Source organism: Thioalkalivibrio sp. ALgr1 (assembly GCF_000378285.1).
Lineage (GTDB): Bacteria > Pseudomonadota > Gammaproteobacteria > Ectothiorhodospirales > Ectothiorhodospiraceae > Thioalkalivibrio.
In genome coordinates this window covers 906,839-917,968 of record NZ_KB905132.1, presented here as the reverse complement: position 1 = coordinate 917,968, position 11,130 = coordinate 906,839, and the positions used below count along the sequence as shown (strand labels likewise).

Genomic DNA, 11,130 nt, shown 5'->3' with positions numbered 1-11,130 from the left:
GGCTCCGGCTCCGGCTCCGGCTCCGGCTCCGGCTCCGGCTCCGGCTCCGGCTCCGGCTCCGGCTCCGGCTCCGGCTCCGGCTCCGGCTCGCCCGAGTCTTCAGCGAGCATGTCCTCGGGCTGAATGCTGTCAAGGTCGATCCAGTGGGCCTGCAGGCCACCACCCCCGGACTCCATCAGCTCGGGCTCTTCGCCGTCGCGCACGAGCCATAGGCCGCCCAGCACCGCACCGTGCAGCGCAACACTGACGGCCAGGCCTAGCGCGAGTGGGCGCAAGCTGCTAGCTGGAACTTGGCGAGGCGGCTTCACGGAAGGCATTCGCGTTCGTAGTCGGATACCGCATTATTCGGCGCACGACGCTCGCCTGTCAGCCTTTCGCTTTTCCGCCCGCCATTCAGCATGGGCGGCACAGTATCGCGAATGCGAATGGTTTGCAACACCATTAATGTGGCGACATCAATGACGGGCGGGCATAAAAAAGGCCCCGGATACCGGGGCCCTTGAGGGTCGCCCTGCGCAGGGCGAGGCATGCGGACCAATCAGTGCTGGTGACCGCCGACGCCGTGGGCGTGGCCGTGCTCCAGCTCCTCGGCGGAGGCCTCGCGCACTTCGACGACTTCGACGTCGAAGTTGAGGTTCTCGCCAGCCAGCGGGTGATTGCCGTCCACGGTCGCGGTATCGCCCTCGACCTTGGTCACGGTCACGGTCAGCGGGCCATTCTGGGTCTCGGCCTGGAACTGCATGCCCGGCTGCACGGAGTCCACGCCCTGGAAGGCCTCCAGCGGGATCTCCTGCACCATGGCCTCGATCTTCTCGCCATAGCCCTCTTCCGGCGCCACCTTGGCCTGGACCTTGTCACCGGCGGCCTTGCCCTCAAGCTCGCGCTCAAGACCCGGAACCAGCTGGCCATTCCCGTGCAGATAGGCGAGCGGCTCGCGGCCCTCGGAGCTGTCGATGGTCTCGCCAGCATCGTTGGTCAGGGTGTAGTGGATGGACACCACGGCGTTCTGTGCAACTTGCATGGGCTTCGCCCTCTCGATATGTGAACCGCACAGGGTAACGCGCATGGCCCCGCGGCGTCAGGTCCACCCTTTGTCGGGGCGGTTTCCGGGGGGAGGGGCAACCCTCCCCGGTTCCGTGATCAGGCCTTTTGCAGCAGCAGACGGTTCAGGCGCGAAACGAAGCCGGAGGGGTCCTCCAGCTGGCCGCCTTCCGCCAGCAGCGACTGGTCGAACAGCAGCGAGGCCAGATCACCGAAGTCGTCCCCTTCGGCCGCGCGCAGGCGCTCGACCAGCGGGTGCTTCGGGTTAATCTCGAGCACCGGCTTGCTGGAGAAGGTCTCCTGCCCGGCCTGCTTCAGAAGTTCCTGCAGGTACAGCGCCATTTCGTGCTCGCCGAGCACGATGCAGGCCGGCGAATCGACCAGGCGTTTCGAGGCGCGCACGGAGTCGACGCGCTCGCCCAGTGCGGCCTGGATGCGCTCCGGCAGGTCGCCCAGATCCTCGTCGGCCTTCGCGCTGTCGTCCGCGGCACCCTCTTTTGCCGCGTCCTCACCGATGATCTTGTCCAGATCAAGGTCACCCTTGGCGACATTCTTGATCGGCTTGCCATCGAACTCGCGCAGGTGCGAGAGCAGCCACTCGTCGACCCGGTCGGACAGCAGCAGCACCTCGATGCCGTGCTTGCGGAAGATCTCCAGGTGTGGGCTGTTGCGCGCCGCGCTGGCGTTGTCGGCGCTGATTACGTAAATCGCGTCCTGGCCGTCCTTCATTCGGCCGATGTAGTCGGCCAGCGAGGCGTTCTGGGTGTCGTCATCGTTTTGCGTGCTGGCGAAGCGCAGCAGGCCCGCGATCTGCTCGCGATTGGCGTGGTCCTCGCCCGGGCCCTCCTTCAGTACGCGGCCGAAGTTCTGCCAGATCTCGGCATACTTCTCCGGCTCGTTCTTCGCAATGCTCTCCAGCAGGCCGAGGATCTTCTTGACCGAGCCGGAACGGATCGAGTCGACCAGGCGGTTGTCCTGCAGGATCTCGCGCGAGACGTTCAGCGGAAGATCGGCCGAGTCCACCACCCCGCGCACGAAGCGCAGGTAGTTGGGCAGGAGCTTCTCGGCGTCGTCCATGATGAACACGCGCTTCACGTAGAGCTTGACGCCGTGGCGCGCGTCGCGGTCCCACAGGTCGAACGGGGCCCGCTTCGGGATGTAGAACAGCGTGGTGTACTCCTGGCGCCCCTCGACATGGTTGTGGGTCCAGGCGGCCGGGTCCTCGAAGTCGTGCGCGACGTGCTTGTAGAACTCGCGGTATTCGTCGTCGCTGATCTCGCTCTTCGGCCGGGTCCACAGCGCGCTGGCACGGTTGACGGTCTCCCACTCGTCGGTGGGCTTGCCGTCGTCATCGGCCTTGCGCATACGGATCGGGAACGCCACGTGGTCGGAGTAGCGGCTGATGATGTGACGCAGACGGAAGGACTCGAGGAATTCGTCGGCATCCTCCTTCAGCGTCAGCGTGATCTCGGTGCCGGCCTCGGGGCGCTCGCAGTCGGTCAGGGTGTACTCGCCATCGCCGCGCGACTCCCAGCGGGTACCGGCCTCCTCGGGCGTCCCCGCGCGACGCGTCTCGAGGCGGACGTGATCAGCCACGATGAACGAGGAGTAGAACCCGACGCCAAACTGGCCGATCAGCTGCGAGTCCTTCTTCTGGTCGCCAGTCAGCTTGTCGAGGAAGGCCTTCGTGCCGGAACGCGCGATGGTGCCGATGTGCTCGATGACCTCGTCGCGCGACATGCCGATGCCATTATCACGCACGGTGACGCTGCGGGCCTCCTTGTCCACCTCGACGTCGATCGCCAGCTCGGCCGGCTGCGGGATCGCGTCGGGCTGGGCCAGCGCCTCGAAGCGCAGCTTGTCGCAGGCGTCGGCACCGTTGGAGATCAATTCGCGCAAGAAGATTTCGCGGTTGGAATACAGCGAGTGGATCATCAGCTGCAGCAGCTGGCTGACCTCGGTCTCGAAGCGGCGGGTCTCGGTATGGCCCTCGGCGGCCGATGCGGTCTGCGTGTCCGTCATGGTCCTGTACGTTCCTCTCGTGCGCTTGGATGGGTTCTACAGCACGCACCTTGGGGGCAGCGTTCGCATTTTCAAGCCCGCAGGCTCCGCGCGACGTCCTCTAGCCGTGGCCAGCACCCGGCCCCTGCAAACAAAAAAACCACCGCGGGCAGCCCGCGGTGGTCCAAGGGGGCCGGCCCTCTCAGACCCGCCCGCGACCGTGTGAACGGTTTACTGATTCACCGGCGATTCGGGATCCAGCAGATAGGCCATGACGTGGCTGATCTGCTCCTCGGTCAGGAAGTTGCGCCCGAATCGCGGCATGTAGGTGCAAGGGAAATACTGGTGCGGGTTACTGACGACCTCATGGACGTAGTTCAGCACTGACTCATCGGTGCCGCGCTCGCGGCCGTAGTTGGCAAGACTCGGACCGATTGTCCCATAGGTGGTTTCCGCCGGGTCCATCTGATGGCAGGCGTAGCAGTTCGCCCCCGGCTCGCGGGTGCCGTGGTCGTCGTTGTTGTGCCCGACGCGATAGCCATAGCCGGAACGGGCCAGTTCGGCGCCGCGGCGCCAGTCGCCCAGCTCCACTCCGCCATCGGGTCGTTCGTATGAGGCACGCGCGGCCGCGACCACCTGGCCTGCGGTTTCGCTGTCCGGGGATCCTTCGAGCGAGCACAAGGCCTGGACCTCGTCCTGCTGCATTCGCTCCCGGCCAGTGCCGCCTTCCTGCACCTCCTGGTCCATGCGATAGCTATCGGTCTCGAGCACCAGATGCTCGGCCAGCTCCTCGGGGCTCATTTGGGTGATGTCGACCTCGCGGTCCGAGGCGTCCTGGAAGAACTGGTCGCAACCCGCCAGCGCCGCCGATGCCGAAACCACCACCGCGGCAGTCAGATTTTTCTTTTTGAACATCCCTGAGCCTCCCCTCACGCCCGTCATGACCGATGGCTTTTCTTAGCCCGTGCCCGCACCAACCCCGCGGTCCATCGGTTCCCCTGTTCAGCCCATCTGTGCGGCCCGGCGGGCACGTTCGTAAAAGAGCCGTGCAAGCACCCAACCGCAGAAATTCGTAAGGAAGCGGGTTGCCACGCGTCGTGCGCGACAACCCGCTCTACTGCCTTGCTGCACCGGCCCCGAAGGGGCCGAGCAGCTGTCGTGCAAGACGACTTACCGGTTGTTAACCGGGGACTCCGGATCGAGCAGGTAGGCCATGATGTGGCTGATCTGCTCTTCGGTCAGAAGCCCCTGGAAACGCGGCATTTCACCGCAGGGGAAGTACTGATGCGGGTTGGAGATCACCTGATGCACATACTGGCGGATCTCCTGGCTGTCGCCACGCTGCGCCCCGTAGTTCTCGAGGTTCGGGCCGATGGTGCCCTGGACCGAAACGCTCGAATCCATCACGTGGCAGTTGTAGCAGTTGCCACCCTGCTCACGGGTGCCGTGGTCGTCGACATTGTGGCCGATACGGTAGCCGTAGCCGGAATCCGCCAGCTCGGCACCTTTGCGCCAGTCACCCAGCTCGATGTCGCCTTCCGGCGCCTGGTACTGCTCGCGCGCCAGAGCCACGACCTTGCCGGCGGTCTCGCCGTCCAGATCATTACGCGTGGAATCGAACGAGCAGGCCTTCTGGATCTCGTCCTGGGTCATGCGGTCGCGCCAGGTACCGCCTTCCTGCATTTCCTGATCACGCCAGCTGTTGGTCTCGAAGATGAGATGCTCAGCCAGCTCCTCGGCGCTCATGGCCGTGATATCCACGTCATCCGCCTTGTTGCCATCGGCGACGGCACAGCCGGCGGCCAGGGCGACGGATGCAAATGCGGCTACACCGGCCGCAACAGTGTTTTTATTAAACATACTTGATGTCTCCTATTGCGTCCGTAGTTACCGCTTCAGGTCGGGCAGGATGGCCGGTTCGCCACGCGCCGCGTCATTCCAGTAGGAGATCAGCGCGGTGTTCACCGGGGTATCCGGCAGGATACCGGCATGACGCATCTGCCATACGCAGCCACGGATACGGTGGTTCTGGCTGCGGACATTGTCCTGTCCCGCGCGGTGGGCCGGCCAGGAAACCGCCTTGGTCCACTCCTGCGAGTTACGCATTTCCGGCAGCACGGACGCACGGATCTGCTTGCCCGAAGCCCCGTGGCAAGCCGCACAGTTGAAATCCATCGCGCCGCCACGGCGGAAGAAGAGGACTTCGCCGGCGTCACGCATCGCCTTTTCCTTCGGGTGATCCAGCGGCGGGTTCCACGCGTAACCAGAGGACTGATGCGCGATGTAGGTCGTCAGACGCATGATGTCCGAACCGGACCCGTGACGCTGGGAGACAGCGGAATCATCGTCGGTGAAGCCCTGGATCTCCTTCATGCAATGCACCAGGCGCATTTCGAAGTCCATCACCTTGCCGGTGTCCTCGAAGTAGCGCGGGAGCTCGACATAGGCGCCGTCCAGGACGCCCTCGCCCTTGCCGAAATCGCAGCTTTCGAGCGATGCATTGTTCGGGCCACGCTCTTCGTAGAACAGGCGCTCGCCGTCATCCAGCAGCCACAGGGCGGGGTTGTCCGGCATCATCATGATGTTCATTTCACTCTGATGCAGGTACTTCGAGTCGGGCTGCGCTTCGAGCAGCTTTTGCAGGACATCGTTCGGATCCTGCCATTCTGCCTGGGCCGCGGTACCCGCAACCCCGACCGCCATTGCTACGGGCAACGCAAGCAATGCTTTCTTGAACATGGAAACCTCCATCACACGGTTTTTTCGATACGGTCCGTGGCCGGAGCGGCCCGGACCTGTGTAGCAGAGTGCTGAACCGGGGTCCGTGCTGTCAACACAAAAAGCTATATTAGCGTTTTCTAACAGTCTGTTTTTCAAGGATTCTCGGAGCCCAGCACCGTCTGGCAGACGCAGCATACGCGACTTCTATTCCACCGAGTGATGGAATTTTCGGTGGTGTCGGCTTGCCGGCACGAGCCAGGCCAGGCGTAATGCCTGGCAAGCCTTTGAACAAGGGGAGGAAACCGCGCCTCGCACTACCGGCGCACTGCCAGTGACAGGAGTAAAAAGCGCTAGTCGAGCTGAAGCACGCCTTCGTGAACGAGCAGGGCGCGCTTCACCTCGGCCAACGGGCCATCCTGATCACCCGCGTAGCCACCAATGTCGCGCGTACCGCGGTGACGCGCGGACACCACGCGATGACAGGGGATGAACAACGGCCAGGGGTTGGCGCGGCAGGCCTGGCCCACGGCACGCGGGGCCGAGCCGACCTGGGAGGCAATTTGCGCGTAGGTCCGCACCTCGCCGACGGGGATGGCCGAAAGTGCGGCCCAGACCCGGCGGGCGTGCTCCGTCCCCGGTGGTACCGCTGGCGTCGCCCGCCACTGCCCCGGATCGCGGGCGTAGTCTGCAGGGTCGAAGGCAGGAGGGGACCGGTCAGCGGTCGGGATATCCCGCAGTGGGGACAGGTCGGGTGGATCGTCGGGACGCTGCCAGCCGCAGGCCAGCAGGTCGCCCTGCCCGGACTCCAGCCACGCAAAAGCCAGCGCGACTCCCGGCAGGAGACAGCGCTGGCTTCGCATGGCCGATTCGGCCGACAACGGAAAACCGGGTGGGCGCGAGCGGGGCTGCGCGGCCACCCCGGTCATCAGGCGCCGTTCCGGTTCGCCTTGATATCTTCCTTGATGCGCGCGGCCTTGCCGGTGCGATCCCGCAGGAAGTACAGCTTGGAGCGACGGACCTTGCCGCGACGCTTCACCTTGATCTCGGCAATCTGCGGACTGTGTGTCTGGAAGGTACGCTCCACGCCGTTGCCGTAGGAGACCTTGCGCAGGGTGAACGCCGAGTTGAGGCCACGGCTGCGCTTGCCGATCACCACACCCTCGAAGGCCTGCAGGCGCTCACGCTCGCCTTCGCGCACCTTCACCTGCACCACCAGGGTGTCGCCCGGACCAAAGTCCGGTACGTCGGACTTCATCTGTTCGGCTTCCAGTTGCTGAATCACGCTGTTCATCGTTCGACCTCAATCATCGCTTTCGGTGTGCGGACCGCCCTTCCGGCGTTCCACACGGTATTCGTCCAACAGGGCCAGATCCTCGGCCCCGAGTTCTTCGCGCGCCAGCACGTCCGGCCGCCGCTCCCAGGTTCGCCCCAGCGCCTCGCGTCGGCGCCAGCGTCGGATGGCACCATGATCGCCACCCAGCAGGACCTGCGGTACCGCACGCCCTGCCACCACCTCTGGCCGCGTGTAGTGCGGGCAGTCGAGCAGGCCCTCGCTGAACGAGTCCTGCCCGGCGGAATCCGCATGACCGAGCACACCCGGGAGCAGGCGCGCACAGGCATCGATCACCACCATCGCGCCCAGCTCGCCACCGGACAGGACATAGTCGCCCAGCGACCATTCCTCGTCGACCTGCGCCTCGATAAAGCGCTCGTCGATGCCCTCGTAGCGGCCGCACACCAGCGCCACCCGCGGCTTCCTGACCAGCTCTCGCAACATGGCCTGCCGGATCGGCCGCCCCTGCGGGGTCAGGGCGATCACGTGCAGGGGCGCCGTCGCGTCGGCCCGCGCCGCCTCCAGCGCGGACGCCAGCGGCGCATACTGCATGACCATGCCGGGGCCGCCACCATAGGGGCGATCATCCACCGCCTGGTGGAAACCGGCCCCCCAGTCACGCGGGTTCCAGGTCTCCAGCGCGAGCCGGCCCTGCTGCACCGCCCGCCCGGTCACCCCGGATTCGCCCACCGCCGTAACCAGCTCCGGAAACAGCGTGACGATATCGAAGCGCATCGTCCGCCTCAGAATTCCGGATCCCAGTCGACCCGCAACCGCCGAGCCTCCAGGTCCACATCCAGGATGTACTGGCCCCGCACCCAGGGGATCAGTCGTTCGCGATCACCGCGCACGACCAGCACATCATTGGCGCCACCGGTCTCCATGAATCCCGAGATGCGCCCCAGCGCGGTCCCGTCCTGGTGCTCGACCTCCATGCCCAGCAGGTCGGCCCAGTAGTACTCGCCATCCTCGGCGGGTGGGAGCCAGTCGCGCTCGATCGCCAGCTCGGCGCCCATCAGGCCGTAGGCCGCCTCGCGATCCGCGGTCTCGGCAAATTTCATCACGACGCCGTGCCCGTGGGCCCGGCCCGCTTCGACATCCGCCAGCCGCCAGCCGGCGCCGGAACGCAGCCACAACCGGGGGAAGTCGGCAATCGCGGCGCGCGGCTCGGTCTCGGAAAAGATCCGGACCCAGCCCTTCACGCCGTACACCCCGGAGACGCGTCCGACGCGGATGCGTTCACCCGCCTCGTTCATCACCGGAGTTCGGTCTACTACGCGTAATCAGCGAACCGACGGCTTCAGGCCGCGGCTTGCTGCTTGCGGTAGCCCTTGACCAGGTGGTTCACGCGCTCGGACATGCCGGCGCCGTGGCCCAGCCAGTAGTCCACGCGTTCCAGATCAATGCGCAGCGGCTCTTCCTGACCGCGGGCGACCGGGTTGAAGAAGCCAATCTGTTCTTTGTAACCGCTGTCCCGACGCTTACGCGAATCGGTGACGACGATCGAGTAGAACGGGCGCTTTTTGGCGCCGCGGCGAAGCAGGCGAATCGTAACCATATGTTCTGTTGAACCCCGTTTGAGTCCGTTTTCTCGAGAAAACGCGCGATTATAACGAATCCCGCCGCCAGCACAAGCTGCCGGCGGCCGTGACAGCGGCTAACTAGCGAAACGGCATGCCCCCGCCGGGGCCACCCATTCCACCCATGCCACCCATTTTGCCCCCCAGGGCACGCATCATCTTCGATGCGCCGCCCTTGGAGAATTTCTTCATCGCCTTGCTCATTTGCGCATGTTGCTTGAGCAGGCGATTCACATCCTGAATCTGAGTGCCAGATCCGGCGGCGATCCGGCGTTTGCGCGAACCCTTGATAACGTCCGGGTGGCGCCGCTCGTGCTCGGTCATCGACGAGATCACGGCCATCATGCGACCAATCTCCTTGTCGTTGGCCTGGTTCTTCACCGCGTCCGGCAACTTGCCGCCCCCGGGCAGCTTTTCCAGCATCGAGCTGATCCCGCCCATCTTCTGCATCTGACCGAGTTGCTCGCGCAGGTCGTTCAGGTCGAAACCGCGCCCCTTCTTCAGCTTGCGCGTGAGCTTTGCGGCCTTGTCCTGGTCGACCTGGCGGCTGGCCTCCTCAACCAGGGACAGGACATCGCCCTTGCCGAGGATGCGCGAGGCGATACGCTCGGGATGGAACGGCTCCAGCGCATCCGGGCGCTCGCCCATACCGATGAACTTGATCGGCACCCCGGTGATCTGGCGCACCGACAGCGCGGCACCGCCGCGGGCGTCACCGTCAGCCTTGGTCAGCACCACGCCGGTCAGCGGCAAGGCCTCGCCGAAGGCGCGCGCGGTGTTCGCCGCGTCCTGGCCAGTCATGGAGTCGACCACGAACAGGGTCTCGATCGGGTCGATCGCCTGATGCAGGGCCTTCACCTCGGCCATCATGTCTTCATCGACATGCAGCCGCCCGGCGGTATCCACCAGCAGCACCTCGGTGCCGTCACGACGCGCTCGCGTGACCGCCTCGCTCGCGATCGCCTCGGGCTTCTGGCTGATGTCACTGGGATAGAACGTGACCTCGACCTGCCCGGCCAGGGTCTCCAACTGCTGGATCGCCGCCGGCCGATAGACGTCACAGCTGACCACCGCGACCTTCTTCTTTTCGCGCTCGCGCAACAGGCGCGCGAGCTTGCCGATACTGGTGGTCTTGCCCGCGCCCTGCAGGCCGGCCACCAGCACGACGGCCGGCGGCTGGACCGCCAGGTTCAGCGAGGCGTTCTCCCCGCCCATCGTCGCGATCAGCTCGTCATGCACGACCTTGATCAGGGCCTGCCCCGGGGTAAGGCTCCCGATGACCTCCTGGCCCAGCGCCTTTTCCTTGACGTCCTTGACGAACTCGCGCACCACCGGCAGGGCCACATCGGCCTCCAGCAGTGCCATGCGCACCTCGCGCAGGGCATCCTGAATATTGTCCTCGGTGAGCCGCGCCTGGCCTTTCAGGCGCTTCATGGTCTCCTGGAGGCGGCTGGAAAGGCCGTCGAACATCGTCTGTCCTCGTCTCGCTCGTTCTGGCCCGGCCCATGCCGGGAAAGACCGCACAGTATACCGGCCCCGCCACCCGGCCTGCACGGCCCCAGTCGCGATCCGGGTTTGCCGCCCTGAATGTGCATTCAGGCTCGGGAGCGGGGATAATCGCCGCCCATGACCACCGTTGCCGGACTGCTCGCCGTCGCCCTGTATCTCGCCACCACGGGATACCTGATCGTCGCCTCCCGCACCCAGCCCCTGGCCGCCGGGCAGCCCCGCGCGCCGCTGATGCTGTGGCTGGCGGCCCTGCTCGCGCACCTCGGGGCCCTGATCCCGCTCGTCGCGACCGAGACAGGGCTGAACCTGTGCCTGGGCAACGCCCTGTCGGCATCGATGTGGCTGGTTGCAGGGCTGCTGTGGCTGACCGCGCTACGCCACCCACTAGCCGTGCTCGGCGTGGTGATCCTGCCACTGACCGCACTGGCCACCCTGACCGCGGTACTGTGTGACGGCGACACGTCCTACGCGACCTCGGCCGGGATCGACCTGCATATCCTGTTCTCGGCGCTGGGCTGGGCCTTCCTGGCACTCTCCACCGCCCAGGCCGCGGTCATGACGGCCCAGCACCGCGCGCTGCACAACCATCACACGGCCGGGATCGTGCGCCACCTGCCGCCGCTGTTCTCGATGGAGGTCTGGCTGTTCCGCATGATCTTCATCGGCTGGCTGTTCCTCGGACTCAGCCTGCTCTCCGGCTTAGTATTTGTGGACGACCTGTTCGCCCAGCACCTGGTCCACAAGACCGTCCTGTCGCTGCTGGCCTGGGTGATCTTCTCGACCCTGCTGGTCGGGCGCTGGCGCCTGGGCTGGCGCGGCACCCGCGCCCTGGCGTGGACCACGGGCGGGTTTGTCGCCCTGGTTCTGGCCTATTTCGGCTCCAAGCTGGTCCTGGAGATCATCCTCGGGCGCGTCTGATGGTGCTCCCGGCCGACAGGCTTGACA

Annotated in this window: 12 protein-coding genes and 1 pseudogene; 1 reads left to right on the top strand and 12 read right to left on the bottom strand. The window is 65.5% G+C overall.

Features of this window, described 5'->3' with window-relative positions; genetic code table 11:
* From F466_RS13770 to ffh, 12 genes and pseudogenes are all read right to left on the bottom strand, one after another.
* Positions 1-275: pseudogene (locus tag F466_RS13770) on the bottom strand (energy transducer TonB); the annotation flags it as partial.
* A gap of 263 nt (positions 276-538) precedes the next feature.
* The gene (locus F466_RS0104410) at positions 539-1,021 is read right to left on the bottom strand and encodes a peptidylprolyl isomerase (protein WP_018137635.1); all 483 of its coding nucleotides are present in this window, start codon (positions 1,019-1,021) and stop codon (positions 539-541) included.
* A gap of 119 nt (positions 1,022-1,140) precedes the next feature.
* Positions 1,141-3,063 (bottom strand): molecular chaperone HtpG, encoded by a 1,923-nt coding sequence (gene htpG / locus F466_RS0104405; protein WP_018993537.1) that lies wholly within the window; start codon positions 3,061-3,063, stop codon positions 1,141-1,143.
* A gap of 210 nt (positions 3,064-3,273) precedes the next feature.
* Positions 3,274-3,957, bottom strand: coding sequence for a sulfur oxidation c-type cytochrome SoxX (gene soxX, locus F466_RS0104400; protein WP_018993536.1), 684 nt, complete (start codon positions 3,955-3,957; stop codon positions 3,274-3,276).
* Between the two features lie 255 nt (positions 3,958-4,212).
* On the bottom strand, positions 4,213-4,902 hold the full coding sequence (soxX, locus tag F466_RS0104395) for a sulfur oxidation c-type cytochrome SoxX (RefSeq protein WP_018993535.1): 690 nt from the start codon (positions 4,900-4,902) through the stop codon (positions 4,213-4,215).
* 27 nt (positions 4,903-4,929) lie between these two features.
* Entirely contained in the window at positions 4,930-5,745 is an 816-nt protein-coding gene (gene soxA, locus F466_RS0104390) for a sulfur oxidation c-type cytochrome SoxA (RefSeq protein ID WP_018993534.1), read from the bottom strand.
* Between the two features lie 368 nt (positions 5,746-6,113).
* Positions 6,114-6,689 (bottom strand): methylated-DNA--[protein]-cysteine S-methyltransferase, encoded by a 576-nt coding sequence (locus tag F466_RS0104385; protein WP_018993533.1) that lies wholly within the window; start codon positions 6,687-6,689, stop codon positions 6,114-6,116.
* Entirely contained in the window at positions 6,689-7,054 is a 366-nt protein-coding gene (gene rplS / locus F466_RS0104380) for a 50S ribosomal protein L19 (RefSeq protein ID WP_018137641.1), read from the bottom strand. The genes F466_RS0104385 and rplS overlap by 1 nt, the downstream gene beginning before the upstream one ends.
* Positions 7,055-7,063: 9 nt before the next feature.
* The gene (trmD, locus tag F466_RS0104375; protein WP_018137642.1) at positions 7,064-7,831 is read right to left on the bottom strand and encodes a tRNA (guanosine(37)-N1)-methyltransferase TrmD; all 768 of its coding nucleotides are present in this window, start codon (positions 7,829-7,831) and stop codon (positions 7,064-7,066) included.
* An 8-nt stretch (positions 7,832-7,839) separates the two neighbouring features.
* Complete coding sequence (rimM, locus tag F466_RS0104370; protein ID WP_018993532.1) at positions 7,840-8,352, bottom strand: ribosome maturation factor RimM; 513 nt, start codon at positions 8,350-8,352, stop codon at positions 7,840-7,842.
* Positions 8,353-8,396: 44 nt separating this feature from the next.
* Complete coding sequence (gene rpsP, locus F466_RS0104365) at positions 8,397-8,654, bottom strand: 30S ribosomal protein S16 (RefSeq protein WP_012981840.1); 258 nt, start codon at positions 8,652-8,654, stop codon at positions 8,397-8,399.
* A 103-nt stretch (positions 8,655-8,757) separates the two neighbouring features.
* Positions 8,758-10,146 carry a signal recognition particle protein gene (gene ffh / locus F466_RS0104360; RefSeq protein ID WP_018137644.1) on the bottom strand — a complete coding sequence of 463 codons (1,389 nt, stop codon included), beginning with the start codon at positions 10,144-10,146 and terminating at the stop codon, positions 8,758-8,760.
* A gap of 156 nt (positions 10,147-10,302) precedes the next feature.
* Here ffh and F466_RS0104355 point away from each other — a divergent pair, with 156 nt between their 5' ends.
* Positions 10,303-11,103 (top strand): inner membrane protein YpjD, encoded by an 801-nt coding sequence (locus F466_RS0104355; protein WP_018137645.1) that lies wholly within the window; start codon positions 10,303-10,305, stop codon positions 11,101-11,103.
* The last annotated feature ends 27 nt before the right edge of the window (positions 11,104-11,130 follow it).

Bases quoted from the DNA above. Each gene is read 5' to 3' on its own strand.
- soxA (WP_018993534.1), bottom strand. From the start codon at position 5,745: ATGGCGGTCGGGGTTGCGGGTACCGCGGCCCAGGCAGAATGGCAGGAT.
- htpG (WP_018993537.1), bottom strand. From the start codon at position 3,063: ATGACGGACACGCAGACCGCATCGGCCGCCGAGGGCCATACCGAGACC.
- soxX (WP_018993536.1), bottom strand. From the start codon at position 3,957: ATGTTCAAAAAGAAAAATCTGACTGCCGCGGTGGTGGTTTCGGCATCG.
- rimM (WP_018993532.1), bottom strand. From the start codon at position 8,352: ATGAACGAGGCGGGTGAACGCATCCGCGTCGGACGCGTCTCCGGGGTG.
- F466_RS0104410 (WP_018137635.1), bottom strand. From the start codon at position 1,021: ATGCAAGTTGCACAGAACGCCGTGGTGTCCATCCACTACACCCTGACC.
- rplS (WP_018137641.1), bottom strand. From the start codon at position 7,054: ATGAACAGCGTGATTCAGCAACTGGAAGCCGAACAGATGAAGTCCGAC.
- soxX (WP_018993535.1), bottom strand. From the start codon at position 4,902: ATGTTTAATAAAAACACTGTTGCGGCCGGTGTAGCCGCATTTGCATCC.
- trmD (WP_018137642.1), bottom strand. From the start codon at position 7,831: ATGCGCTTCGATATCGTCACGCTGTTTCCGGAGCTGGTTACGGCGGTG.
- F466_RS0104385 (WP_018993533.1), bottom strand. From the start codon at position 6,689: ATGACCGGGGTGGCCGCGCAGCCCCGCTCGCGCCCACCCGGTTTTCCG.
- ffh (WP_018137644.1), bottom strand. From the start codon at position 10,146: ATGTTCGACGGCCTTTCCAGCCGCCTCCAGGAGACCATGAAGCGCCTG.
- rpsP (WP_012981840.1), bottom strand. From the start codon at position 8,654: ATGGTTACGATTCGCCTGCTTCGCCGCGGCGCCAAAAAGCGCCCGTTC.
- F466_RS0104355 (WP_018137645.1), top strand. From the start codon at position 10,303: ATGACCACCGTTGCCGGACTGCTCGCCGTCGCCCTGTATCTCGCCACC.